Raw genomic sequence first — 23,978 nt, 5'->3', positions numbered from 1 at the left:
AAAGTTTCTTTAGCCTGACCGCTATCATCTAATGGGGATCCTGACCGCCATGACCGCAGACCTCGATATCCCCGGTAGCCAGTCGACGCCCGCCATCCAGAGCAGCTGGCAGGCCGGTCGGCTGGCGATGCAGGGCGACTCCTACCCGGAAAACTCCTACGAACTCTTCGACCAGGTGATCGCCTGGGTGCGCCGTTTCCTGGACGAGGAGGCGCGCACCCTGCACCTGGACCTCGCCCTGGTCTATCTCAACACCAGCTCGGTGAAGGCCATGATGGACATCTTCGACCTGCTGGAGGAGGCCCACACTCGGGGCCGCGAGGTCTCGGTGGCGTGGCGCTACGACCCGTGCAACGAGCGCATCGCCGAGCTGGCCGACGAGTTCCGGGAGGACTGCAGCTATCCGTTTACCATCACCCCGGCGGAGACACCGGCATGACAGACCGGGACGAGCAGGCGCTCCTCGAGCGGGTCGAGGCGCTGCTGGCGGCGCCGGACCAAGGGGACCACCCGCTCCATGAGGCCCTGGCCGCCCTCCTTGCCCGGTATCGCCGCCAGCGGGAACAGCTGGAGCGGCTGATCAGCATCTCCGACCGCTACCAGCTGCTAGCCCTGGAGGCGCGCCAGGTGACCCAGAAGCGCTATGAGCGCGCCCTGCGCCGCCAGCAGAAGCTCTCGCGGATCTCCGACGGCTACCAGGCGATGATGCGCGAGCGCAATCGGGCACTGCACCAGGCCTCCACCCACGACCCCCTCACCCAGCTGGCCAACCGCCGACTGATCGACGAGCGGCTGCGCCAGCTCCAGGCCTCGGGGCGCTCCTACACCCTGGCCCTGCTGGACATCGATCACTTCAAGACCATCAACGACCGCCACGGTCACGATGTGGGCGACCGTCTGCTGGTGGCCATCGCCGACACCCTGCGTCAGTCGCTGCGCGAGTCAGACCTGTGCGGACGCTGGGGGGGTGAGGAGTTTCTGCTGATCTTCGCCGGGGCGCGCCTGGATGAAAGCTGGCGCATCGTCGAACGCCTGCGCGAGTCGGCCACTGCCGTCAGCGTGTGCCACGGCGGGGTCAGGCTGTCGGTCACGCTCAGCGCCGGCCTCAGCGAGCACCGCGAGGGGGAGAGCCACACCGAGACCCTGCGGCGCGCCGACCAGGCCCTGCTGCGGGCCAAGCGCGACGGCCGGGACCGCAGCCTGGCCGACGCCGTACGCTAACCGACCGCTCCGGCGGCGTCGGCCCTCGGGGCCCGTAACGCGAAACGGGCACCGAGGGTGCCCGTTTCACGTCATGCGCCGATGGCGAGATCGCGGCTTACCAGCCGGTCACGGCCTTCAGGGCATCGCCGATCTCGGCCAGGGAGCGCACGGTCTTCACCCCGGCGTCCTCGAGGGCGGCGAACTTCTCGTCCGCGGTGCCCTTGCCACCGGAGATGATCGCACCGGCGTGGCCCATGCGCTTGCCCGGAGGGGCGGTCACACCGGCGATGTAGGAGACCACCGGCTTGGAGACGTTGGCCTTGATGTAGGCGGCCGCCTCTTCCTCGGCAGTGCCGCCGATCTCGCCGATCATCACGATCGCCTCGGTGGCCGGGTCCTTCTCGAACATCTCGAGGATGTCGATGAAGTTGGAGCCCGGGATCGGGTCACCGCCGATGCCCACGCAGGTGGACTGGCCGAAGCCATGGTCGGTGGTCTGCTTGACCGCCTCATAGGTCAGGGTGCCGGAGCGCGACACGATACCGACCTTGCCCGGCTTGTGGATATGGCCCGGCATGATGCCGATCTTGCTCTCGCCAGGGGTGATCACGCCCGGGCAGTTCGGGCCGATCAAACGCACGCCCAGCTCGTCGCACTTCACCTTGACATCGAGCATGTCCAGCGTCGGGATGCCCTCGGTGATGCAGACGATCAGCTTGATGCCGGCATTGGCGGCCTCCAGGATGGAGTCCTTGCAGAATGGGGCCGGCACGTAGATCACGCTGGCCTCGGCGCCGGTCTGCTCCACGGCTTCCTTGACGGTGTTGAACACCGGCAGGCCCAGGTGCTCCTGGCCGCCCTTGCCCGGGGTCACGCCGCCGACCATCTGGGTGCCGTAGGCGATCGCCTGTTCGGAGTGGAAGGTCCCCTGGCCGCCGGTGAAGCCCTGGCAGATGACCTTGGTGTTCTTGTCGATCAGGATACTCATTACTTGCCCTCCGCTGCCTTGACAACCTGCTGAGCCGCATCGGTCAGGCTGGTCGCAGCGATGATGTTCAGACCACTGGAGGCCAGCTTCTCGGCGCCCAGCTCGGCGTTGGTGCCTTCCAGGCGCACCACGACCGGCACGTTGACGCCGACCTGCTCGACGGCACCGATGATGCCCTCGGCGATCATGTCGCAGCGCACGATGCCGCCGAAAATGTTGACCAGCACGGCCTTCACGTTATCGTCGGAGAGGATCAGCTTGAACGCTTCGGCCACGCGCTCCTTGGTGGCGCCGCCGCCCACGTCCAGGAAGTTGGCCGGGGATCCGCCGTGCAGGTTGACGATGTCCATGGTGCCCATGGCCAGACCGGCGCCGTTGACCATGCAGCCGATGTTGCCGTCCAGCGCCACATAGTTGAGCTCCCACTCGGCCGCCTCGGCTTCACGCTCGTCCTCCTGGGAGGGGTCGCGCATCGCCTGCAGGTCCGGGTGACGATAGAGGGCGTTGCTGTCCAGGTTGATCTTGGCGTCGAGGCAGTGCAGGTTGCCCTCGTTGGTGATCACCAGGGGGTTGATCTCGAGCAGCGCCAGATCCTTGTCGTGGAACAGCTTGGAGAGACCCAGGAAGACCTTGGTGAACTGCTTCACCTGGTCGCCCTTGAGGCCCAGCGCGAAGGCCAGCTCGCGGGCCTGGTAGGGCTGGGCGCCCACCAGTGGATCGATCTCCGCCTTGAGGATCTTCTCGGGGGTCTCCTCGGCGACCTTCTCGATCTCGACGCCGCCCTCGGTGGAGGCCATGAACACCACGCGACGGGTGGCACGGTCGACCACGGCGCCCAGGTAGAGCTCCTCGGCGATATCGGTGCAGTTCTCGACCAGGATCTTGGCGACCGGCTGGCCGTTGGCATCCGTCTGGTAGGTCACCAGGTTCTTGCCCAGCCACTGCTCGGCGAAGGCCTGGGCCTCTTCCGGGCTCTTGATCAGCTTGACGCCGCCGGCCTTGCCGCGGCCACCGGCGTGGACCTGGGCCTTGACGACCCACATCTCGCCGCCGATCTTGCGGCAGGCTTCGGCAGCTTCTTCGGGGGTGTCGACGGCGAAGCCCTTGGACACCGGCAGACCGTAGTCGGCAAACAGCTGTTTGCCCTGATACTCGTGAAGGTTCATCGATTCATGCCATTGGTTGCATGTGACTCGAACGGTGATCCGGTCTCGCCTGCGGGCGGACGTCCGGGACCACCACCGTCCCTTCCGATGCATCGCCGGAAGGGGCGCGCCGCCCGAGAGGGGCGGCGCTCGTTGTGCGACTTACTTGCGCTTCTTGCGGTTGGCCATATGGATGGCATGGCCTTCCACGGCGAGCGCCGCTTCGTGCACCGCCTCCGACATGGTCGGGTGCGCATAGCAGGTCAGCGCCAGATCCTCGGCGCTGGAGCCGAACTCCAGGGCGATCACGCCCTGGGCGATCATCTCGCCGGCATGCTGGCCGACGATATGCAGGCCCAGCACGCGGTCGGTCTCGGCATCGGCGATGATCTTGGCCTGGCCCTCTGTGGCGTTGTTGGCCATGGCGCGGCCGCTGGCGGCGAAGGGGAAGGCGCCGGTCTTGACCTCGATGCCCTTGGCCTTGGCCTCCTGCTCGGTCAGGCCGACCCAGGCCACCTCGGGGAAGGTATAGATGACGTTGGGGATGGCGTCGTAGTTCATCTCCGCCTTGTGGCCGGCGATGATGTCGGCGACCATGATGCCCTCTTCGGAGGCCTTGTGGGCCAGCATGGGGCCGCGCACGCAGTCGCCGATGGCATAGACGCCCGGCACGCTGGTGCGGCACTGATCGTCGACGTGGATAAAGCCGCGCTCGTCCAGGTCGATGCCCAGGCCGTCTGCCACCACACCCTGGGTATAGGGCTTGCGGCCGACGCAGACGATCAGTTTGTCGAAGGTCATCTCCTGGTCGCCGTCACCATCGGTGTACAGGACGACCACTTCCTGGCCCTTGACCTCGGAGCCGGTGACGCGGGCGCCCAGCTTGATGGCCAGGCCCTGCTTCTTGAGCAGCTTCTGGGTCTCCTTGGCGATGGCGGCATCGACCATCGGCAGGAAGCTGTCCATGGCCTCGAGCACGGTGACCTCGCTACCCAGGCGGCTCCACACGCTGCCCAGCTCCAGGCCGATGACGCCGGCACCGATCACGCCGAGGCGCTTCGGAGTCTCGGTGAACTCCAGGGCGCCGGTGGAATCGACGATGATGTCCTCGGTCAGCGGGGTGGGCGGGATCTCCACCGGCACGGAGCCGGCGGCGATGATGATGCTGTCCGCCTCATAGGTGGTGGCCTTGCCGTCCTGATCGGTGACCTCGACCTGCTTGGCGCCGGTCACCTTGCCGGTGCCCTCGATACCGGTCACGCCGTTGGCCTTGAACAGGCCGGCGATGCCACCGGTGAGGTTCTTCACGATCTTGTCCTTGCGGGCGATCATCTTCTTGACGTCCATCTGGACGTCGCCGGCCTGGATGCCCATGTCGGCGAAGTCGTGCTTGGCCTCGACGAACTTATGGGAGGCCTCGAGCAGCGCCTTGGAAGGGATGCAGCCGACGTTGAGGCAGGTGCCACCGAAGACGACCTTGCCTTCCTTGCCGATCCACTTCTCGACGCAGGCGGTCTTCAGGCCCAGCTGGGCGGCGCGGATGGCGGCCACGTAGCCGCCGGGGCCCGCGCCGATCACGATCACATCAAACTTGTCAGCCATATTGGCTCCCGTAGCGTGTCTTAAGTTCAGGCTCCGCCGGGATCTTCCGGCGGGTCGTCCGTTAGATGTCCAGCAGCAGTCGCGCCGGATCCTCGAGCAGTTCCTTGATGGTCACCAGGAACTGTACTGCGTCCTTGCCGTCGATCATGCGGTGGTCGTAGGAGAGCGCCAGGTACATCATCGGGCGAATCTCGACCTTGCCGTTCACCGCCATGGGACGCTCCTGGATCTTGTGCATGCCCAGGATGGCGGTCTGCGGCGGGTTGAGGATCGGCGTAGACATCAGCGAGCCAAAGATGCCGCCGTTGGTGATGGTGAAGGTGCCGCCCTGCATCTCATCGATGCCGAGCTTGCCGTCACGCGCCCGCTTGCCGAAGTCGACGATGCCCTTCTCGACATCGGCGATCTTCATGCTGTCGGTGTCGCGCAGCACCGGGACGACCAGGCCACGGTCGGTGGAGACCGCCACGCCGATGTCCTGGTAGCCGTGGTAGACGATGTCGGTGCCGTCGATGGAGGCGTTGACGTCCGGGAAGCGCTTGAGCGCCTCGGAGGCCGCCTTGACGAAGAAGCCCATGAAGCCGAGCTTGACGTCGTGGGCCTTGACGAAGCTGTCCTTGTACTGGGCACGCAGGTCCATCACCGCGCCCATGTCCACCTCGTTGTAGGTGGTCAGCATGGCGGCGGTCTGCTGGGCCTGGACCAGGCGCTTGGCGATGGTCTGGCGCAGGCGGCTCATCGGCACGCGCTTCTCGGGGCGCTCGCCCTCGACGGCCGGCGCGGCGGCAGCGGCCTTGGCGGCGCTGCCGGACGCCGGCTTGGCCGCCTTCTTCGCGCTGCCCGCCTTGATCGCCTTCTGCACGTCCTCCTTGAGGATGCGCCCACCCTTGCCGGTGCCCTCGATGGCGCTGACGTCGAGATCGTGCTCGGCGACCAGCTTGCGCGCCGCCGGGGCAAGGATCTTGTCCCCCACCTGCTCGTCACTGGCGCCGTCGTCGGCGGAGGCGGCCGGCGTCTCGTCGGCGGAGGTGTCGGCTGCACCGCCGGCGCCCTCGCTGAAGATCGCCAGCACCGCCTCGGACGCGACCTGGCTGCCCTCCTCGGCCTTGATCTCGGCCAGGGCACCGTCGGCGGGGGCGACCACCTCGAGGACCACCTTGTCGGTCTCGATGTCGGCCAGCACCTCGTCGCGCTTGACCGCCTCGCCCACCTTCTTGTGCCAGGTGGCCACGGTGCCCTCCTGGATGGATTCGGGGAAGGTCGGCGCCTTCACCTCGTGCCGCTTACCGCCGCCGGCGGCCTTCTTCTCGGCCTTGGCGTCGCTCTTCTGGTCGGCCTTGGCGTCGCTCTTCTTGGCGCCGCCAGCGGCCTTGCCCTCGCCGATTCGGCCCAGCACCTGTTCGGACTCGACGGTGTCGCCCTCCTCGGCGAGCACCTCGGAGAGGGTGCCGGCTTCCGGTGCCAGCACCTCCAGCACGACCTTGTCAGTCTCGATCTCGACGATCAGCTCATCGCGCGCGACGCTGTCACCGGCCTGCTTGTGCCAGGCGGCCACGCTGCCCTCGGCAACGGATTCCGGAAAGGTGGGTGCCTTGATCTCGGTAGCCATGTCGTTTCCCTTGTATGTTCTCTCTCGTCCCGATGGCGCGCCTTACAGATTGAAGGCGTCTTCCACCAGCTGGCGCTGCTGTTCGATGTGCACGGACATGTAGCCCGCGGCGGGTGCGGCAGAGGCCGGACGGCCGGTGAACTTGAGCCCCCCCCCCAGGTTGTTCTTGATCATGTCGGCCACGGCCCGCATATGATGCTGGCTCGGGTACCAGGCCCCCTGGTTGAGCGGCTCCTCCTGGCACCACACCACGTCCTGGACATTGACATAGGCCTTGAGCGCCTCGAAGAGCTCCTCCTTGGGGAAGGGGTAGAGCTGTTCGATGCGCAGGATGGCGACATCCTGGCGGTTGTTCTCCTCACGCCAGGCGGCCAGGTCGTAGTAGACCTTGCCGGCACACAGGATGATGCGCTCGACGCTGTTCGGGTCACGCTCGCCCTGGTCCGGCAGCACCATTTGGAAGTGCCCGCTGGCCAGCTGGTCGAGGCTGGAGATCGCCTCCTTGTGGCGCAGCAGGCTCTTGGGTGACATCACCACCAGCGGCTTGCGCAGCTTGCGGATCACCTGGCGACGCAGCAGGTGGAAGATCTGCGCCGGGGTGGTCGGCACGCAGACCTGCATGTTGTGCTCGGCGCACAGCTGCAGGAAGCGTTCCAGGCGGGCCGAGGAGTGCTCGGGGCCCTGGCCCTCGTAGCCGTGAGGCAGCAGCATGGTGAGGCCGCACAGCCGTCCCCACTTGGTCTCTCCGGAGGAGATGAACTGGTCGACCACCACCTGGGCGCCGTTGAAGAAGTCCCCGAACTGAGCTTCCCAGATCACCAGGTCGTTGGGCGCGGTGGTTGCATAGCCGTATTCGAAGGCCAGCACCGCCTCCTCGGAAAGGAAGGAGTCGTGGATGGTGAAGGTCGGCTGGCCGTCGCTCATGTGCTGCAGGGGCACGTAGCTGGTGCCGTCCTTCTGGTTGTGCACCACCGCATGACGATGGGAGAAGGTGCCACGGCCGACGTCCTGGCCGGTGATGCGCACCGGGTGCCCCTCGTCGAGCAGGGTGGCATAGGCCAGGGTCTCGGCGAAGCCCCAGTTCAGGGGCATGCCGCCGGCCTGCATCTTGCGGCGATCCTCGTAGATCTTGGCGACCTGGCGCTGGACCTCGACCCCGTCGGGAACCTCGCACATCTTGCCGGCCAGGCGCTGCAGGCGCTTCATCTCCACCGAAGTGTCGGCATAGCCGGTCCACTCGTGGCCGAGATAGGGCTTCCAGTCGACGTAGAGCGAGGTGTTGGGCTGCTTGACCAGGGCGTTGGCCACATGGTTGCCCGCCAGCAGGTCCTCGCGGTAGGTCTCGATCATCCCCTTGGCCGCCTCCTCGCTCAGCACGCCCTGGGCGACCAGGCGGTCGGCATAGATGGCGCGCGAGGAGGGGTGGTCCTTGATCTTCCGGTACATCAGCGGCTGGGTACCGCTCGGTTCGTCGGCCTCGTTGTGGCCACGGCGCCGGTAGCAGACCAGGTCGATCACCACGTCCTTCTTGAACTGCTGGCGGTAGTCCAGCGCCACCTGGGTGGCGTGCAGCACCGCGTCGGGGTCGTCGCCGTTGACGTGGAAGATCGGCGCCTGAACCATCTTGGCGATGTCGGTACAGTACTCGGTGGAGCGCGTATCCAGCGGGTTGGAGGTGGTGAAGCCGACCTGGTTGTTGATCACGATATGGATCGTGCCACCGGTCTTGTAGGCGCGGGTCTGGGACATCTGGAAGGTCTCCATGACCACGCCTTGGCCGGCGAAGGCGGCATCGCCATGGACGTTGATCGGCAACACCTTGGTGCCATCGCTGTCGTCGCGGCGATCCTGGCGGGCGCGCACCGAGCCCTCGACCACCGGCGAGACGATCTCCAGGTGGGAGGGGTTGAAGGCCAGCGCCAGATGCACTTCCCCGCCCGGGGTCATGACGTTGGAGCTGAAGCCCTGGTGGTACTTGACGTCGCCGGAGCCGCGCTCGATCAGCTTCTTGCCATCGAACTCGTCGATCAGCTCGGAGGGGTTCTTGCCGAGGATATTGACCAGCAGGTTGAGGCGGCCGCGGTGGGCCATGCCGATGACCACTTCCTTGACGCCGTAGCCGCCGCCGCGCTGGATCAGCTCGTCCATCATGGGAATGAAGGACTCGCCGCCCTCCAGGCCGAAGCGCTTGGTGCCCGGGTACTTGGAAGCCAGGTAGTTCTCCAGGCCCTCGGCCGCAGTCAACCGCTCGAGAACATGCTTGCGCACCTCATCGCTGTACTTGGGGGCGCTACGCACCGACTCGAAGCGCTGCTGCAGCCAGCGCTTCTCCTCGGTGTCGACGATGTGCATGATCTCGCAGCCGATGGAGCGGCAGTAGGTCTGCTCCAGCGCCTCGACGATATCCCTGAGCGGGGCACGATCCAGGCCCAGGAAGAAGGAACCGGTCTGGAACTCGGTATCCATGTCGCTCTTGGAGAGCTGATGAAAGGAGAGGTCGAGGTCGGGAACCGGCTGCTGGGCGCGCAGGCCGAGCGGATCGATATTGGCCTTCTGGTGGCCGCGGAAGCGGTAGGCGTTGATCAGCTGCAGGACCCTGACCTGCTTCCTGCTCTCTTCGCTGTCGGGCGCGGCCGGTGCCAGGGCGGTGCGGCGCGCTCGTCCAAGCTGGTAGAACTGATCACGAATCGGGGCGAGGGGAACGTCGTGGGAGGCGCTGCCTTCGGGGCGCGGCAACTGATCGAAGTAGTTGCGCCACTCGTCGGGGACAGCTGCGGGATCTTCGAGGTACTGCTCGTAGAGCGCTTCCACATAGTGAGCGTTACTGCCACTGACGTGTGACGAGCGCCACATCAACTCCATTATGCCTTGTTGCATCTCTCGGTCACCCTGCACTGATGGGGTGGTATCGGCGTCACCGCGACGCGGCCACGGCGACATCGGTGGTGCCCCGCCGGCAAGGGGCATCTGCATCATCCGGCGCCTCCGGCGAGTGGCCGAAAGCCTTGAATTCGATGCTTAGGAGCCGGTACCCAAGGCACCGGCTCCTGACACTGCTGTGCCGCTGGCAACCGGCTGCGACGGCGCGTCGCAGCCGGTTGCCGGGGGCCATGATAGCAAGCCCGCGGCCACGATTTAAGTGGCGTTGGCCAGCAACATCTCGCGGATCTTGCCGATCGCGCGAGTCGGGTTCAGCCCCTTCGGACAGACCGCCACGCAGTTCATGATGCCGCGGCAGCGAAAGACGCTGAACGGGTCCTCGAGCTCGGCCAGGCGCTCGCGGGTAGCGGTGTCGCGGGAGTCTGCCAGGAAGCGGTAGGACTGCAGCAGGCCGGCCGGCCCGACGAACTTGTCCGGGTTCCACCAGAACGACGGACAGGAGGTCGAGCAGCAGGCGCACAGGATGCACTCATAGAGCCCATCCAGCTTGTCGCGATCCTCCGGCGACTGCAGGCGCTCGATGGCCGGCGCCGGAGTGTCGTTCTGCAGGTAGGGCTGAATGCGCTCGTACTGCTTGTAGAACAGCCCCATGTCGACCACCAGGTCACGAATGACCGGCAGACCGGGCAGCGGACGCAGCACCAGCTTGTTGTCCTTGACCACCTCGGAGAGCGGGGTGATGCAGGCCAGGCCGTTCTTGCCGTTCATGTTCATGCCGTCGGAGCCGCACACGCCCTCCCGACAGCTGCGACGATAGGCCAGGCCGTTGTCCTGCTCCTTCGTCATGTGCAGGACGTCCAGCACCATGACATCGCGGCCCTGGGTGTCGACCTGGAACTCCTGCATGTAGGGCGCGGAGTCGGTTTCCGGGTTGTAGCGGTAGATGGATACCTGAAGCATCGTGACTCACCCTCGTAGTTGCTGAGTTAGTAGGTGCGGACTTTCGGCTCGAAGGTGTCGACGGTCTTGGGAGCGAAGTTGACGTCGCGCTTGCCGACCTTCTTATCAGCCGGGAAGTAGAGCGAGTGCTTCAGCCAGTTGACGTCATCACGGTCCGGGTAGTCGTAGCGGGAATGGGCGCCACGGCTCTCCTTGCGCTCCAGCGCCGCGATGGCGGTCGCCTCGGCCACTTCCATCAGGTTGTCCAGCTCGAGGGCCTCGACACGAGCGGTGTTGAAGGCGTTGGACTTGTCAGGCAGGTGAGCGTTGGCGATCCGCTCACGCAGCTCGGCCAGCTTCTTGACGCCCTCGACCATGTTCTTCTCCTCACGGAACACACCGAAGGAGTTCTGCATGATGCTCTGCAGCTCACGCTTGAGTTCCGGCACGGTCTCGCCGCCGCTGGACTCGTTCCAGCGCGTCATGCGCTTCATGGCCGATTCGATATCGGACTCGGAGGCGTCGAGGTAGTGGATGCCCTCGTTGAGCGCGCCCTCGATGAACATGCCGGCCGCACGACCGAAGACCACCAGGTCGAGCAGCGAGTTACCGCCCAGGCGGTTGGCCCCGTGAACCGAGACGCAGGCCGCCTCGCCGCAGGCGAACAGCCCGTTGATGATGCGGTCATTGCCGTCGGCATCCTGCATGATCGCCTGACCGTGCACGTTGGTCGGAATCCCGCCCATCATGTAGTGGCAGGTCGGCACCACCGGGATCGGCTCCTTGGCCGGATCCACGTGGGCGAAGGTCTTGGAAAGCTCGACGATACCGGGCAGACGCTTGCCGAGGACCTCCTCGCCCAGATGATCCAGCTTGAGGAAGACGTGGTCGCCGTGCTCGCCGCAGCCGCGGCCTTCCAGAATCTCCATGACCATGGAGCGCGCGACCACGTCGCGGCCGGCCAGGTCCTTGGCGTTAGGGGCATAACGCTCCATGAAGCGCTCGCCATCCTTGTTCACCAGGTAGCCACCCTCGCCGCGGCAGCCCTCGGTCACCAGGGTGCCCGCACCGTAGATGCCGGTCGGGTGGAACTGCCACATCTCCATGTCCTGCATCGGGAAGCCGGCGCGCAGCGCCATGCCGATGCCGTCGCCGGTATTGATCAGGGCGTTGGTGGTGGAGGCATAGATACGCCCGGCCCCGCCGGTGGCCAGCACGGTGGCCTTGGACTTGACGTGAACGACCTCGCCGGTCTCGATGTCCATGGCAATACAGCCCACCACGTCACCGTTGGCATTCTTGACCAGATCCACCGCATACCACTCGTTGAGGAAGGTGGTCTTGTTCTTCAGGTTATTCTGATAGAGGGTGTGAAGCAGGGCGTGACCGGTGCGGTCGGCCGCGGCGCAGGTCCTGGCCGCCTGGCCGCCGGCACCGAACTCCTTGGACTGACCGCCAAACGGGCGCTGGTAGATGCGGCCGTTGTCGAAGCGGGAGAACGGCAGGCCCATGTGCTCGAGTTCGAAGACCGCCTTGGGGCCCTCGGAGCACATGTACTCCGCCGCGTCCTGGTCGGCAATGTAGTCCCCGCCCTTGACGGTATCGTACATGTGCCAGCGCCAGTCATCGTTGGGGTCGGCGGAGGCGATGGCACAGGTGATGCCACCCTGGGCCGAAACGGTGTGTGAGCGGGTCGGGAAGACCTTGGAGAGCACGGCGGTCTTCTTGCCGGACTTGGCCAGCTCGAGGGCGGCACGCAGGCCAGCACCGCCACCGCCGATGATGATGGCGTCGAAAGACAGGCTACGCAGGTTGGACATGAATCAGGCTCCCCACAGAATCTGAATGCCCCAGACCAGGAACACGAAGATGGCCAGGATGATGATGGTCTGGACGCCGAGGCGAATACCGGTCGGCTTGAGGTAGTCGGTGGTCACGGTCCACAGGCCCACCCAGGCATGGGCCGCCAGGGACACGAAGGCCAGCAGCGAGAAGATGCGCATCCAGGTCTGGGCGAACAGGCCACTCCAGGTGACATAGTCGAGACCCGGATTGAACAACAGGTAGAGAACGATGAAGAGAGTGTAGAGAGCCAGAATGACGGCCGAGACGCGCTGGATCAGCCAGTCGGACAGACCGCTGCGTCCGAAATTCGTGATATTGGTTACCATACCCAGACTCCTGCCAGAATGATCAGGACCGCACTCACCACCACGGTGATCTGCGCCTTCTTGAGGCCACCCTCGAGGGTCACGCCGATATCCAGGTCCATCAGCAGGTGTTTGATGCCCGCCACGAAGTGGAAGGCGAGTGCCGACAGCAGCCCCCAGGCAATCAGCTTGGCCAGGACGTTGTTGGCCAGGGCATCACTCACCGCCGCGAAGCCGGCCGGAGAGGAGAGCGACTTGCTCAGCGCCCAGAAGGCGAAGATCAGGCCGACAAACAGGATGATGCCGGTAATCCGGTGGGTGATGGAGGTCAGGGCGGGAAGTGGAAACTGTATCGTGGACAGATCCAGATTTACGGGTCGTTTGCTATTCACGGCTCTCTACACACTCTCTATGGCCCGCTCTATGACAGGTCGGGCATGGCCCGAGCGGGCGGTGGTTTCGGGAAGGACGCGGTCGTTGCCGGTGACGGCAAGACCGCCTGTTCCTGCCAGTCGCGCGGGGTGGATTATAGGGACATGGCCAGCCCATGACAAACGAACCGGCGGCCAACTAGACCATGGTGCAAAGGCGGTCGACAGCCAGTCACCCTGGCCACGGCGCACCCTGCCGCCCCGCGCGCACTGGCATGGTGCACAGCACCATTACTTATACGAAACCATTACAGAAATATCCACCTTGCAAAGGTATGCAGTCGCCATGGGCTAATTGACAATCGCTGGAACGCTTCTATAGTGGGCTGACCTTTTTCGCCGGCAATCGCTGCAAACTCGCCAGTGAAATAATGACTTAACGCCCCATCACGAACTCGAGAGGAGGCCTCCATGGCTGACAGGAAAGCGACGCTTACGGTAGACGGTCTGGAGAAGACGATCGAACTGCCTGTCTATTCGGGCACCCTGGGCCCGGATGTGATCGACGTGCGCGGGCTGGGTGCCGAGGGCCTGTTCACCTACGACCCCGGCTTCATGGCCACCTCCTCCTGCCAGTCTGCCATCACCTATATCGATGGCGGCAAGGGCGTGCTGTTGCATCGCGGCTACCCGATCGGCCAGCTGGCCAAGGAGTCCAACTTCGTCGAGACGTGCTACCTGCTGCTGTTCGGCGAGCTTCCGACCGATGAGCAGTACGCCGACTTCGAGTCGCGGGTCCGCAACCACACCATGGTTCACGACCAGATCATCAACTTCTTCAAGGGCTTCCGTCGTGACGCCCACCCCATGTCGATCATGTGCGGCGTGGTTGGCGGCCTGGCGGCCTTCTACCATGACCATATGGACATCACCGTGGAGGAGGACCGCATCATCAGCGCGATCCGCCTGATCGCCAAGATGCCGACCATCGCGGCCATGTCCTACAAGTACAATGTGGGACAGCCATTCAACTACCCCCGCAACGACCTGAGCTACTCCGAGAACTTCCTCTACATGATGTTCAGCACCCCGTGCGAGGAGTACAAGATCAACCCGGTCTACGCCAAGGCCATGGACCGCATCTTCATGCTGCACGCCGACCACGAGCAGAACGCCTCCACCTCCACGGTGCGACTGGCGGGCTCTACTGGCGCCAACCCCTTCGCCTGCATCAGTGCCGGCATCGCGGCTCTCTGGGGCCCGGCCCACGGTGGCGCCAACGAGGCGGTGCTCAAGATGCTCGACGAGATCGGCGACGACTCCGAAGAGAACATCCAGCGCTTCATCGACAAGGCCAAGGACAAGGACGACCCCTTCAAGCTGATGGGCTTCGGCCACCGCGTCTATCGCAACTTCGATCCCCGCGCCAAGGTGATGAAGGAGACCTGCGACGAGGTGCTGGCCGAGCTGGGCCTGGCCGACGACCCGCAGCTCAAGATCGCCAAGCGCCTCGAGCAGATCGCCCTGGAGGACGACTACTTCGTCGAGCGCAAGCTCTACCCCAACGTCGACTTCTACTCCGGCATCATCCTCAAGGCCATGGGCATCCCGACCAACATGTTCACCGTGATCTTCGCGGTGTCCCGCACCATCGGCTGGATCTCCCACTGGCACGAGATGCTCAGCGACAGCTACAAGATCGGCCGTCCGCGTCAGCTCTATACCGGGCATACCCAGCGCGACTATCCTGCCAAGTAAGCAGCCGGCAGGCAGCGGGCCTTCCGCGCCCGACACCAGAGAGCCGCCTTCGGGCGGCTCTCTGCGTCATGGCCAGCAGGTACCCGCAACTCCGCCCCCGTGACTCCGATATCCCCCACAACTCAAATCCTCCAAAACAGGGAGCAGTCAGGATGAGCAAGACTATTTCGACGGTCGCCTTTATCGGACTGGGCGTGATGGGCCACCCCATGGCCCGCCACCTGGCCCGCGCCGGCCTGACCGTTCGCGTCTTCAACCGCACCGAGGCCCGCGCCGAGGCCTGGTCCGCCGAATACGGCGGCAGCCACCACCCCACCCCGCGGGAGGCCGCCGCCGGCGCCGACCTGGTACTGGTCTGTGTGGGCAATGACAATGACGTGCGCCAGGTCACCACCGGCACCGACGGCGTCCTTGCAGGCATGGCCGAGGGCGGCCTGCTGGTGGACCACACCACGGCGTCGGCGGAGCTCGCCGAGGAGTTGGACGCCGCCTGCCGTGAACGCGGCATCGGGTTCCTCGACGCCCCGGTCTCCGGCGGCCAGCAGGGCGCCGAGAACGGGGCACTTACCATCATGTGCGGCGGCAATGATGCCGACTTCACTCGCGCGGAACCCGTGCTCACCCACTACGGCCGTGCCGTGACCCTGATGGGCCCGGCGGGCAGCGGCCAGCTGACCAAGATGGTCAACCAGATCTGCATCGCCGGTCTCGTCCAGGGACTGGCCGAGGGGCTGCACTTTGCCGAACAGGCCGGCCTGGACCAGCAACGCGTGATCGACGTCATCTCCCAGGGCGCCGCCGGCTCCTGGCAGATGGAGAACCGTCACGCCACCATGATCGAGGACGAGTACGAGCACGGCTTCGCCGTGGACTGGATGCGCAAGGACCTGGGCATCTGCCTGGAGCAGGCGCGGCGCCTGCAGGCCCGCCTGCCGGTGACCGCCCTGGTCGACCAGTTCTATGGCGATGTCCAGGCGATGGGCGGCGGCCGCTGGGATACTTCCTCGCTGTTGCGTCGCCTGCGCGCCGTCGGCCGCTGAACGGCCTCGGGCGGCGCCGGGGCGCCGCCCCCATCCCACCCCCTCCCCAGGGTCTGTTTCGTCTTGACAAACCCCAGACTCGAGCCCACTGCCCGCCCCGATCCGTTGTCCACACATTCTGTGGATAAAGCTGTTCACAACCGTTCGAAAAGGCCACCCAATCGCCATAAACAGGGGGCCCGGCTTAGATTGGTCAATTTTTGACCTCTTTTAAGACATTGATTTTAATGGGTTTAATCAAAATCCCCGCGATTGCGGTGAGTTGCGTGACGGCTGTGCACAGCTCGCGTCGCCAACGCGCCGAGAGTGGACAAGTCAAGGGGATGTCAAGCCGAAAAGGGGATAAGAAGCAGCCTGCTGCAGCACTCGAGACCAGGCGGGCAAGGGAGTGCCCGGAGACGACAAAGGCGCCCGCAAACAGGCGCCTCTGGAGTGCGGTCGTCGCCTCGGCGACGAGACCGGAAGAGTGGCGTCCCATAGGGGGTTCGAACCCCTGTTCCCGCCGTGAAAGGGCGGTGTCCTAGGCCACTAGACGAATGGGACGCAGAGTGTCGATCAGTGCAGGTATGGTGGAGCCTAGCGGGATCGAACCGCTGACCTCGACACTGCCAGTGTCGCGCTCTCCCAGCTGAGCTAAGGCCCCGCGCCCTGAAGACGAGTCGTATAGTACTGATTCACCTCGCCTTCGTCAACAGGGAAAACATCATTTATTGCAGCTCGCGGTACTCTTTCTCGAAGCGCTTGGCCTGCTTCTTGGAGACGCCGCCCAGCACCTCGATGGCGTGGCGCAGCCGCGCCCGGGTCATGTCGGAGCCGAGGATGGCCATGGCATCCATCACCGAGGTGCTGGCTGTGGAGCCGGTAATGGCGATGAACACCGGAGCCAGGAACTCCTTCATCTTCAGGTCGAAGTGGCCGGCCAGGGCCTTGACCTCGGCCAGCAGGGTCTCCTTGTGCCAGGCCGGCACGACCTCGAAGCGCCATACCAGGAACTGCAGCAGCTTGAGCAGGTCTTCGCGGCCCAGCTTGACGGCGTCGAAGCTCTCCTCGCCGATGCGCGGCAGCCCCGAGAAGAAGTGGCCAGCCAGGGGCACCACCTCGGAGAGGGTCTCCACCCGCGGGCGCACCTGGGGCAGGATCTCCTTCACGTAGCGCTCGTTGAAGGCCCACGCCATCAGGGCCCTGAGGAAGGCGTCGTCGTCGAGCTCCTCGCGGATATAGAGGCCGTTGAGCCAGGTGAGCTTCTCCAGGTCGAAGACCGGCCCCCCGAGCGAGACCCGCTGGATATCGAAGTGGGCCATCATCTCGTCGAGGCTGAACTTCTCGCGCTCGTCGGGCATCGACCAGCCCATGCGGCCCAGGTAGTTGATCACCGCCTGGGGCAGGAAGCCCATGCGCCGGTAGTAGTTGATGGAGGTCGGATTCTTGCGCTTGGAGAGCTTCGACTTGTCGGGGTTGCGCAGCAGCGGCATATGGCAGAGCTCGGGCATCTCCCAGCCGAAGTACTCGTAGAGCAGCTGGTGCTTGGGCGCCGAGTTGATCCACTCCTCGCCGCGCAGCACATGGGTGATGCCCATCAAGTGGTCGTCCACCACGTTGGCCAGGTGGTAGGTGGGCATGCCGTCGGACTTGAGCAGCACCTGGGCATCCACCTGGGCCCAGTCCACCTCGATGGTGCCGCGCAGCATGTCCTGGATCACGCAGGTGCCGCTACCGGGGACCTGCATGCGCACCACATAGGGCCAGCCCTCCTGCTCGCGACGCGCCTGCTCGCCGGCGGGCAGGGCCAGGTCGGACGGCTTGAGCGCCAGGTGCATGCCGGCGGCCTTGCGCGCCTCGCGCAGCGCGTCGAGCTCCTCGCTGGTGCGGTAGCACTTGAAGGCGTGCCCCGCCTCGATCAGCTGGCGGGCGTACTCGGCGTAGAGGTCGCCGCGCTCGCTCTGACGATAGGGGCCATGGGGGCCGCCCACGTCGGGGCCCTCGTCCCAGTCCAGGCCCAGCCAGCGCAATGAGTCGAGGATCATCTGCTCGGACTCGGGGGTCGAGCGCACCCGGTCGGTGTCCTCGATGCGCAGGATGAACTGGCCGCCGTGCTGGCGGACAAAGCAGAGGTTGAACAGGGCGATGTAGGCGGTGCCGACGTGGGGATCGCCGGTCGGTGACGGCGCGATGCGCGTGCGAACGGTCATGGCGTGCTGTGTCCCGGGTCCAGGTAACGAAAGTGGTCGCCGGCATTATACGCACCTGGCCCGGCCGAGGCAGCCGCGGCAGGGAATCATCCGCCCCGAGCGCGGTCAATCTCTGACCCCTTGACGCCGGAGAGGCCTGGATGCTGCCAAGACTGCCCGATAGATTCACCGCGCCGGTCACCGGCGCCGGCGGCGGAATCGGTCGCGCGGGTGGAGGACCTGCTGGCCAGCGAGCGTCACCCGGAGGAGAGCGGCGGCTTCTTCGACTGGGCCGGCCAACCGGTGCCCTGGTAGCCCGACCAGCACCGGTGATACAACGTTTATGTTCGATATTGCACCGCCATGGCCGATCACGGATGATGCCGCTCGGCTCGCCCGAATATCGACATAACAATTCGACCACTCACCGACAGGATGCATAGATGGATTCACTAGGCCCGCGCATCAAGGAACTCCGGCTTGAGGCCAACCTCAACAAGGCGGCCCTGGCCCGGCGAGTCGGCGTCTCCGATGTTACGATCTCCTACTGGGAGTCGGGCGCCATCCGACAGATTGGCCATGAGCGTCTGGTGGCCCTGGCCCAGGCCCTGGGCTGCCCGCTGTCGCGGCTGCTCGAGGGTGATGGCGGCAGCCGGGCCGCGCCACTCTACCTGCGCCGGCTGCCGCCGGCGCCCTGGCAGGACCCCGCCGCCGGCCGCATCGAACTGCCCTTCGAGCTGGTGCCCCAACTAAGCTGGGAGGGTGAGTGCTTCCTGGTGACCCCGGCCCCGGGCGAGACCTTCGACTTCCTGGCCGAGGGAGATCTGGTGGCGGTGGCGCCGACGGAGATCTTTCGCCAGCCCGGCCTCTACCTGACGGAGCGAGAAGGACGCCACTGCATCTGCAAGGTAACCCAAGGCGACTCCGGGGAGCTGCAGTTTGCCGGCCAGGACGACTCCACCCCAAGCGGCTACACCCCCGACACCCGCCTGCTGGGCAAGCTGGTCGCCCGCTGGCAGGCCGCCCCCATCTAGTCGACTAGTCGACGGTCAACACCTCGACCCGATCGGTCGTCCGCCGCGGCTCACTACCCACCAGGAAGCGCCGCGAGGTGCTGGCCACCTGCCCCAGCCCATGGCGAGAGGCACCGACCAGCGGACCACTCAGGTGTTCCCCCTGCTCGCCGATGCGCTGACGCACCTCCAGTGGCTGCACGCTGGCCTCGGGCAGGTTGACCGTAATGGTGTAGCCGCCATCCGGCAGGCCGCTCCCCGGGCCAAAGGGGCCGGCGCCGAAGCGACCGTCCTGGAGGGTGGTACGCTGCTGCCAGCGCACGCCGCTCAACTCCCGCTCCACCACGATCTGGAAGCGGGTGGATTCCGGCAGGTTGCTCTCGCCCTCCACCATGAGACGGCGATCGCTACGCAGGGTCGCCGAAAATTCGATCGAGACGGGCTCGGTAAAGGGCTCAACGGTGGGTTCCGGTTCCGGTTCGGTCTCATCGGCGGCCACCTCGGTCTCGTCCGTCGCTTCATCATTGACCGCTTCGTTACCGTTACCACCGCAGCCTGCCAGCAGAACCAGCAGCAAGCCCAGGCCGCACCACCGATACCACGCCTTCATGGATGACCTCCAACCCGATGATCCTGCCATCAGGCTACCACCGGGACGGGGTCAGCGTCCTGTCCGCCCCCTCAACGTGGCTCGGCGCACTCCCGGCACAGGGTGGTGAAGGGCAGCGCCTCGAGGCGAGCCGGCGGGATGGGCTCCTCGCACACCTCACAGGTGGCGCCCTGGCCGAGGGCGATCCGGTCCAAGGCATGCATCACCTGACGCAGTTCCTCCTCGGCCTCCCGCTCCAGGGCATCGACCACCTCATCGTTCTGGAGCTCTATGGCCTGCTCCTCCATGTCCTTGTCCAGCGGGCCGGCGTGCTGCTCCTTGTGGGCCCGGTAGCGCTCGATTCGCTCGATCAGCTCGTCACGGAGTGACTCGAGTCTCAGCTTGCGTGCGGTCATGATCCTGCCTCCCGTCGCGGCGGCGTGTCGGACGGTGCCGAAGTGGCACGGCCCTGCCCTTCTTCATAGCACATCCCGGGCGCCCCGAGCCTCGCCCCCGTCAGCGTGCGTTTTCCACTAGAATGCCCTCTTCATGATCCCCACGACTATCGAGGAGACGCCCGTGGATCCCCTTTGGTGGCTGGCCTATGTGGCCCTGGGAAGCGTTGTCGGCCTGATGGCCGGGCTGCTTGGCATCGGGGGCGGCGGCATCATGGTGCCGATTCTGACCGCCCTGTTCGTGCTCCAGGGCGTGCCCCATGAGCACCTCGCCCATCTGGCCCTGGGCACCGCCATGGCGGCCATCGTGCCCTCCGCCCTGGCCAGCCTGTGGTCCCATCACCGCCACGGGGCGGTGCGCTGGTCCATCGTGCGCTTCATCACACCGGGCATCCTGATCGGGACATTCCTGGCCACCTTCATCGCCGCCAGGCTGCCCACCCGTGGGCTGGCGGTGTTCTTTGCCTGCTTCATGGTGCTGATGTCGCTGCAGATGTTCGCCAACCTCAAGCCCAGGCCGACCCGCACCCTGCCGGGACCCATCGGTTTGACAAGAGCAGGGCTCGGCATCGGCGGGATCTCGGCGCTGGTCGCCATCGGCGGCGGCTCGCTCACGGTCCCCTTCCTGACCTGGTGCAACGTCCGGCTGCCCCAGGCCATCGGCACCTCCGCCGCGGTGGGGCTGCCCATCGCCCTGGCCGGGGCGCTGGGCTATGTGATCAACGGCTGGGGCACCGCCGGGCTTCCCGCTGCCGCCTGGGGCTATGTCTACCTGCCCGCGCTGCTGCTGATGGCGCCCTTCAGCATCGCCACCGCCCCCGTCGGGGCCAGGCTCGCCCACCGCCTGCCGGTAGCCCTCCTCCGGCGGGTATTCGCCTGTATGCTGATGGCCCTTGCCCTGCAGATGGTCTATACGGTATTCACCGCCTGAGGTCCCGGCGCCGGCCGCCGCCGCTGGCCGGCCTGACCGCGAGGCCCTGCCGTCGGCGCGTGGCGAAAGGCCCTCTCATGACGAAAGGCCCTCTCGTGGCGAAAGGCCTTCTCGTGACGAAAGACGCTCTCGTGGCGAACATCCCACTCGTGGAAAACAGCTCCAAGCGTATAACCGATCGCGCTTGAAGCATTTTCACAGGCGCTTCGCCGGCTCATGGCTTAGATTTCTCCTGCGGGCGACTGGAAACGCCTAACCGCCCTCTCCCTTTGCCTGTCATCCCCCTTCACCCCGAACTGGAGATCAGCGTGGACACCATCACCCTCACTCATAAGGTACATGGCCTGACCCTCATCTGCCGCCAGTGCGGCAACACCGAAGAGTCGCGCGACCTCGACCTCGTACGCTTCCGGGTCGAGGGGCTCTCCCGCGATACCGGCACCCTGCGCTGCCTGTACTGCCAGGCCGCCGTCACCATCGGGCTCCACGAGCTCGACCCGATCGCCTTCGCCAGGGCCAGCTAGGGGCGAAGCGGCCGCGACAGCACCGAGACGGGCAACTCGCGACGGGGACTGGTAGAATTGCTGCCCTTCCCGAACAACCCCGTGATACCCGATGCCCCAGCTCGACCGCACCTTCTCCGTGGCCCCGATGATGGAGTGGAAGTCATGCCAGCAATGACGGGCATTCCAGCGGGTCAGTAGCAAATTTGCAGCAACGCGAAGCAGAAAATGCCCCCCACTGGCATGGCGTATCAGAGCATGGCCGGGCCCGCCCCTTGCTTCTGGGATGCTGCTGGCCCACCTTGACAATAGGGCACTGCCTATATAGGATTCTCCCTATAGTCGAAGGATGACCCCATGTGGCAGATAGAGCAGACCAGGACGTTTGAAGAGTGGTACTTATCGCTCGACGATGCCGACCGGGAGAACGTGCTGGCAGCGCTCATGATGCTGAGGGAGAGAGGGCCGATGTTGCCCCGCCCACATGCCGACACGGTGAACGGCTCGCAGTATCGCAACATGAAAGAGCTGCGAATCCAGAGCCAGGGCCGGCCGCTCCGGGCCTTCTTCGCCTTCGACCCGCGGCGAACCGGCATCGTGCTGTGCGCCGGGGACAAGACCGGCAACAAGCGTTTCTATGATGACTTGATCCCAGTGGCCGACCGGGAATACGCCGCCCACCTGGAATCCCTGAAGTGAGGTGATAGCCATGGCCCGCACCCTAGACCAGCTGATTGCTAACGAGAGCCCCGAGGTCGTCAACCGCGCCAAGGCGAAGGCCGACGCAATGCTGTTGGAGCTTCGCCTCTCGGAAATTCGTCGCCTGGTCGAAATGACCCAGGCAGAAATGGCCGAGGCCCTGGGCGTCAAACAGCCGACCATCGCCGGCATGGAGAAGAGCGGCCAGGATCTCCGCTTGAGTTCCCTCAAGCGCTACGTCGAGGCCATCGGCGGCAAGGTGCGTCTCGACATCGAGCTGCCGGACGGCACCCACCACGGGTTCTCCGTGTGATCCCCGTACTCGAGTGCAAGGGCTACGCTGCTCGCATCGAGTTCGACGCCGAGGACGAGGTGTTCGTCGGCCATGTGCTGGGGATCGCCGACCGGATCAGCTTCCACGGCGAGAGCGTCGATGAGCTGACCGACGCCTTCCACGTGGCTATCGATCACTACCTGGAGGACTGCCGGCCTCGCCGCCGAGAGCGGCCTAACGTGACGCAGAGGGCCGAATCGTGATAACAACCCCCACGAGGTGGGAGGCTAGACGCCTGATATGGTAGGAAAAACCCCAGCAGACGCGGCCCGGCGGTTTTCTGTGGCCCCGATGATGGAGTGGACGACCCGCGACTACCGCGCCTTCGCCCGCACCCTGACCCGCCGCGCCCTGCTCTACACCGAGATGGTCACCACCGGCGCCATCCTGCACGGCACCCCCCGGGAGCGCTTCCTGGGCTTCGATGCGGTTGAGCACCCGCTGGCCCTTCAGCTGGGCGGCAGCGATCCTGGCGAGCTCGCCGAGTGCGCGGCCATCGCCGAGGCCTGGGGCTATGACGAGGTCAACCTGAACGTGGGCTGCCCCAGCGATAGGGTACAGAACAACCTGATCGGCGCCTGCCTGATGGGCCACCCCGAGAAGGTGGCCGCGGCGGTGCGCGCCATGCGCGAGGCGGTGGCGATCCCGGTCACGGTGAAGTGCCGCATCGGCATCGACGACCAAGACGAGGATGCGGACCTTTCGCACTTCATCGCCACGGTGGCCGATGCCGGCTGCGACACCTTCATCGTGCACGCCCGCAAGGCGTGGCTGCAGGGGCTCTCCCCCAAGGAGAACCGCGATATCCCGCCGCTCAACTACCCCCGGGTGCATCGCCTCAAGGCCACGCGGCCCGAGCTGCACATCGGTATCAACGGCGGCCTGAAGAGCCTTGCGGCGGGCCGGGAGCAGCTCGAGCACGTGGACAGCGTGATGCTGGGCCGCGAGGCCTACCAGAACCCCTGGCTGCTGGCCGGCGTGGACGAGACCTTCTATGGCGAACCGGGACCGGCGGCCAGCCGTCACGCCGCGGCACGGGCCTTCCGCCCCTATATCGCCCGCCGCCTGGCGGAGGGGGCGCGCCTCAACCATCTCACCCGCCACCTGCTGGGTCTCTTCCAGGGCCAGCCCGGCGGGCGCAAGTTCCGCCGCCATCTCTCCGAGAACGCCCACCGCGACGGGGCGGGCCTGGCGGTCTTCGACGACGCCCTGGGCCTGGTGCCGGAGTGCGAACCCGCCGATGCGGCCTGACGAGGCGCCTTCCCGCGACGAGACCCCACCCGCACGCCCGGCACGCTGCCTCAGTAGAGGGGGTCGGGCGGCGGGGAGAGGCTCGAGTGGAAGTCCTCGATGGCGCTCTCGGCCTCCTCGATGGCGTCGAAGCGGGCGATATGGAAGAGCGCCTCACCCTCGTTGGCCAGCGGCAGCCGGCTCATGCCGATGACGATGCCGTCGGCCATGGACCTCACTTCCCCTTCGGCATTGCCGAAGGGGTCGGCGACCCGACCCAGCAGCTCGCCCTTGGCGACCCGGGCCCCCAGGCGCACCTTGGGACGCAGGATGCCGTCGATGGGCGCCCGGGCCCAGCTCGAGCCGTTGGC

24 protein-coding genes and 2 tRNA genes are annotated in these 23,978 nt (G+C 65.7%); 11 read left to right on the top strand and 15 right to left on the bottom strand.

Translation table 11 applies throughout. From position 1 onward, the window contains the following. Positions 1–49: 49 nt before the first annotated feature. The gene (gene siaC, locus J5F18_RS08065) at positions 50–439 is read left to right on the top strand and encodes a biofilm regulation phosphoprotein SiaC (protein WP_346301753.1); all 390 of its coding nucleotides are present in this window, start codon (positions 50–52) and stop codon (positions 437–439) included. Beyond that, entirely contained in the window at positions 436–1,221 is a 786-nt protein-coding gene (gene siaD / locus J5F18_RS08060; protein ID WP_346301752.1) for a biofilm regulation diguanylate cyclase SiaD, read from the top strand. The genes siaC and siaD overlap by 4 nt, the downstream gene beginning before the upstream one ends. 97 nt (positions 1,222–1,318) lie before the next feature. Here the strand turns inward: siaD and sucD are convergent, their stop codons facing one another. From sucD to sdhC, 9 genes are all read right to left on the bottom strand, one after another. Next, entirely contained in the window at positions 1,319–2,191 is an 873-nt protein-coding gene (sucD, locus tag J5F18_RS08055; RefSeq protein WP_346301751.1) for a succinate--CoA ligase subunit alpha, read from the bottom strand. Then, the gene (gene sucC / locus J5F18_RS08050; RefSeq protein WP_346301750.1) at positions 2,191–3,357 is read right to left on the bottom strand and encodes an ADP-forming succinate--CoA ligase subunit beta; all 1,167 of its coding nucleotides are present in this window, start codon (positions 3,355–3,357) and stop codon (positions 2,191–2,193) included. The genes sucD and sucC overlap by 1 nt, the downstream gene beginning before the upstream one ends. A gap of 141 nt (positions 3,358–3,498) precedes the next feature. Beyond that, complete coding sequence (gene lpdA, locus J5F18_RS08045) at positions 3,499–4,938, bottom strand: dihydrolipoyl dehydrogenase (RefSeq protein WP_346301749.1); 1,440 nt, start codon at positions 4,936–4,938, stop codon at positions 3,499–3,501. A gap of 61 nt (positions 4,939–4,999) precedes the next feature. Next, positions 5,000–6,547: a 2-oxoglutarate dehydrogenase complex dihydrolipoyllysine-residue succinyltransferase gene (odhB, locus tag J5F18_RS08040; RefSeq protein ID WP_346301748.1), complete on the bottom strand. Its 1,548-nt coding sequence runs from the start codon at positions 6,545–6,547 to the stop codon at positions 5,000–5,002. A gap of 42 nt (positions 6,548–6,589) precedes the next feature. Beyond that, complete coding sequence (locus tag J5F18_RS08035) at positions 6,590–9,424, bottom strand: 2-oxoglutarate dehydrogenase E1 component (protein ID WP_346301747.1); 2,835 nt, start codon at positions 9,422–9,424, stop codon at positions 6,590–6,592. Positions 9,425–9,682: 258 nt separating this feature from the next. Further along, complete coding sequence (locus tag J5F18_RS08030) at positions 9,683–10,387, bottom strand: succinate dehydrogenase iron-sulfur subunit (RefSeq protein ID WP_346301746.1); 705 nt, start codon at positions 10,385–10,387, stop codon at positions 9,683–9,685. A gap of 26 nt (positions 10,388–10,413) precedes the next feature. After that, positions 10,414–12,186, bottom strand: coding sequence for a succinate dehydrogenase flavoprotein subunit (gene sdhA / locus J5F18_RS08025; RefSeq protein ID WP_346301745.1), 1,773 nt, complete (start codon positions 12,184–12,186; stop codon positions 10,414–10,416). Between the two features lie 3 nt (positions 12,187–12,189). Continuing rightward, positions 12,190–12,537, bottom strand: coding sequence for a succinate dehydrogenase, hydrophobic membrane anchor protein (gene sdhD / locus J5F18_RS08020; protein ID WP_346301744.1), 348 nt, complete (start codon positions 12,535–12,537; stop codon positions 12,190–12,192). Next, complete coding sequence (gene sdhC / locus J5F18_RS08015) at positions 12,531–12,908, bottom strand: succinate dehydrogenase, cytochrome b556 subunit (protein WP_346301743.1); 378 nt, start codon at positions 12,906–12,908, stop codon at positions 12,531–12,533. Before sdhC ends, sdhD begins: the two co-directional genes overlap by 7 nt. A 450-nt stretch (positions 12,909–13,358) precedes the next feature. Here sdhC and gltA point away from each other — a divergent pair, with 450 nt between their 5' ends. Beyond that, a complete protein-coding gene (gene gltA / locus J5F18_RS08010) occupies positions 13,359–14,645 on the top strand; it encodes a citrate synthase (RefSeq protein WP_346301742.1) in 1,287 nt (428 codons plus the stop codon). Between the two features lie 152 nt (positions 14,646–14,797). Beyond that, the gene (locus J5F18_RS08005) at positions 14,798–15,685 is read left to right on the top strand and encodes an NAD(P)-dependent oxidoreductase (RefSeq protein ID WP_346301741.1); all 888 of its coding nucleotides are present in this window, start codon (positions 14,798–14,800) and stop codon (positions 15,683–15,685) included. A 467-nt stretch (positions 15,686–16,152) separates the two neighbouring features. On the opposite strand, the gene J5F18_RS08000 is transcribed toward J5F18_RS08005, so the two are convergent. The 3 genes from J5F18_RS08000 to gltX form a co-directional block, all read right to left on the bottom strand. Beyond that, positions 16,153–16,228: transfer RNA gene (locus J5F18_RS08000), tRNA-Glu, on the bottom strand. 24 nt (positions 16,229–16,252) lie between these two features. Continuing rightward, a tRNA-Ala gene (locus J5F18_RS07995) sits at positions 16,253–16,328 on the bottom strand. A 64-nt stretch (positions 16,329–16,392) separates the two neighbouring features. After that, entirely contained in the window at positions 16,393–17,874 is a 1,482-nt protein-coding gene (gene gltX, locus J5F18_RS07990; RefSeq protein ID WP_346301740.1) for a glutamate--tRNA ligase, read from the bottom strand. Positions 17,875–18,296: 422 nt separating this feature from the next. On the opposite strand from gltX, the gene J5F18_RS07985 reads away from it, so the two are divergent. Continuing rightward, positions 18,297–18,887: a helix-turn-helix transcriptional regulator gene (locus J5F18_RS07985; protein WP_346301739.1), complete on the top strand. Its 591-nt coding sequence runs from the start codon at positions 18,297–18,299 to the stop codon at positions 18,885–18,887. A 4-nt stretch (positions 18,888–18,891) separates the two neighbouring features. Here J5F18_RS07985 and J5F18_RS07980 read toward each other — a convergent pair whose 3' ends face one another. Further along, the gene (locus tag J5F18_RS07980) at positions 18,892–19,476 is read right to left on the bottom strand and encodes a hypothetical protein (protein WP_346301738.1); all 585 of its coding nucleotides are present in this window, start codon (positions 19,474–19,476) and stop codon (positions 18,892–18,894) included. Between the two features lie 71 nt (positions 19,477–19,547). Next, positions 19,548–19,871: a TraR/DksA family transcriptional regulator gene (locus tag J5F18_RS07975; RefSeq protein WP_346301737.1), complete on the bottom strand. Its 324-nt coding sequence runs from the start codon at positions 19,869–19,871 to the stop codon at positions 19,548–19,550. A 163-nt stretch (positions 19,872–20,034) separates the two neighbouring features. On the opposite strand from J5F18_RS07975, the gene J5F18_RS07970 reads away from it, so the two are divergent. From J5F18_RS07970 to dusA, 6 genes are all read left to right on the top strand, one after another. Further along, a complete protein-coding gene (locus J5F18_RS07970) occupies positions 20,035–20,841 on the top strand; it encodes a sulfite exporter TauE/SafE family protein (protein WP_346301736.1) in 807 nt (268 codons plus the stop codon). A 308-nt stretch (positions 20,842–21,149) separates the two neighbouring features. Next, a complete protein-coding gene (locus J5F18_RS07965; protein WP_346301735.1) occupies positions 21,150–21,365 on the top strand; it encodes a hypothetical protein in 216 nt (71 codons plus the stop codon). 336 nt (positions 21,366–21,701) lie between these two features. Next, positions 21,702–22,043 carry a type II toxin-antitoxin system RelE/ParE family toxin gene (locus tag J5F18_RS07960; RefSeq protein WP_346301734.1) on the top strand — a complete coding sequence of 114 codons (342 nt, stop codon included), beginning with the start codon at positions 21,702–21,704 and terminating at the stop codon, positions 22,041–22,043. 10 nt (positions 22,044–22,053) lie between these two features. Continuing rightward, entirely contained in the window at positions 22,054–22,356 is a 303-nt protein-coding gene (locus J5F18_RS07955; RefSeq protein ID WP_346301733.1) for a helix-turn-helix domain-containing protein, read from the top strand. Then, positions 22,353–22,580 (top strand): hypothetical protein, encoded by a 228-nt coding sequence (locus J5F18_RS07950; protein WP_346301732.1) that lies wholly within the window; start codon positions 22,353–22,355, stop codon positions 22,578–22,580. Before J5F18_RS07955 ends, J5F18_RS07950 begins: the two co-directional genes overlap by 4 nt. A 37-nt stretch (positions 22,581–22,617) precedes the next feature. Continuing rightward, entirely contained in the window at positions 22,618–23,628 is a 1,011-nt protein-coding gene (gene dusA, locus J5F18_RS07945; protein WP_346301731.1) for a tRNA dihydrouridine(20/20a) synthase DusA, read from the top strand. A gap of 50 nt (positions 23,629–23,678) precedes the next feature. On the opposite strand, the gene J5F18_RS07940 is transcribed toward dusA, so the two are convergent. Then, the coding region (locus tag J5F18_RS07940; RefSeq protein WP_346301730.1) for a succinylglutamate desuccinylase/aspartoacylase family protein at positions 23,679–23,978 on the bottom strand (300 nt) is incomplete at its 5' end.

The organism is Halomonas sp. BM-2019 (genome assembly GCF_017584085.1).
The sequence above is the reverse complement of the archived record's forward strand: the minus strand, read 5'-3'. Positions and strand labels throughout refer to the sequence as shown.

Excerpts from the sequence above, each read along its gene's own strand:
- lpdA (WP_346301749.1), bottom strand. The coding sequence starts at position 4,938 with ATGGCTGACAAGTTTGATGTGATCGTGATCGGCGCGGGCCCCGGCGGC.
- J5F18_RS07980 (WP_346301738.1), bottom strand. The coding sequence starts at position 19,476 with ATGAAGGCGTGGTATCGGTGGTGCGGCCTGGGCTTGCTGCTGGTTCTG.
- J5F18_RS07955 (WP_346301733.1), top strand. The coding sequence starts at position 22,054 with ATGGCCCGCACCCTAGACCAGCTGATTGCTAACGAGAGCCCCGAGGTC.
- sdhA (WP_346301745.1), bottom strand. The coding sequence starts at position 12,186 with ATGTCCAACCTGCGTAGCCTGTCTTTCGACGCCATCATCATCGGCGGT.
- J5F18_RS07960 (WP_346301734.1), top strand. The coding sequence starts at position 21,702 with ATGTGGCAGATAGAGCAGACCAGGACGTTTGAAGAGTGGTACTTATCG.
- dusA (WP_346301731.1), top strand. The coding sequence starts at position 22,618 with ATGGTAGGAAAAACCCCAGCAGACGCGGCCCGGCGGTTTTCTGTGGCC.
- J5F18_RS08005 (WP_346301741.1), top strand. The coding sequence starts at position 14,798 with ATGAGCAAGACTATTTCGACGGTCGCCTTTATCGGACTGGGCGTGATG.
- gltX (WP_346301740.1), bottom strand. The coding sequence starts at position 17,874 with ATGACCGTTCGCACGCGCATCGCGCCGTCACCGACCGGCGATCCCCAC.
- gltA (WP_346301742.1), top strand. The coding sequence starts at position 13,359 with ATGGCTGACAGGAAAGCGACGCTTACGGTAGACGGTCTGGAGAAGACG.
- J5F18_RS08035 (WP_346301747.1), bottom strand. The coding sequence starts at position 9,424 with ATGCAACAAGGCATAATGGAGTTGATGTGGCGCTCGTCACACGTCAGT.
- siaD (WP_346301752.1), top strand. The coding sequence starts at position 436 with ATGACAGACCGGGACGAGCAGGCGCTCCTCGAGCGGGTCGAGGCGCTG.
- J5F18_RS07985 (WP_346301739.1), top strand. The coding sequence starts at position 18,297 with ATGGATTCACTAGGCCCGCGCATCAAGGAACTCCGGCTTGAGGCCAAC.
- J5F18_RS07975 (WP_346301737.1), bottom strand. The coding sequence starts at position 19,871 with ATGACCGCACGCAAGCTGAGACTCGAGTCACTCCGTGACGAGCTGATC.
- sdhD (WP_346301744.1), bottom strand. The coding sequence starts at position 12,537 with ATGGTAACCAATATCACGAATTTCGGACGCAGCGGTCTGTCCGACTGG.
- J5F18_RS08030 (WP_346301746.1), bottom strand. The coding sequence starts at position 10,387 with ATGCTTCAGGTATCCATCTACCGCTACAACCCGGAAACCGACTCCGCG.
- siaC (WP_346301753.1), top strand. The coding sequence starts at position 50 with ATGACCGCAGACCTCGATATCCCCGGTAGCCAGTCGACGCCCGCCATC.
- sucC (WP_346301750.1), bottom strand. The coding sequence starts at position 3,357 with ATGAACCTTCACGAGTATCAGGGCAAACAGCTGTTTGCCGACTACGGT.
- odhB (WP_346301748.1), bottom strand. The coding sequence starts at position 6,547 with ATGGCTACCGAGATCAAGGCACCCACCTTTCCGGAATCCGTTGCCGAG.
- sucD (WP_346301751.1), bottom strand. The coding sequence starts at position 2,191 with ATGAGTATCCTGATCGACAAGAACACCAAGGTCATCTGCCAGGGCTTC.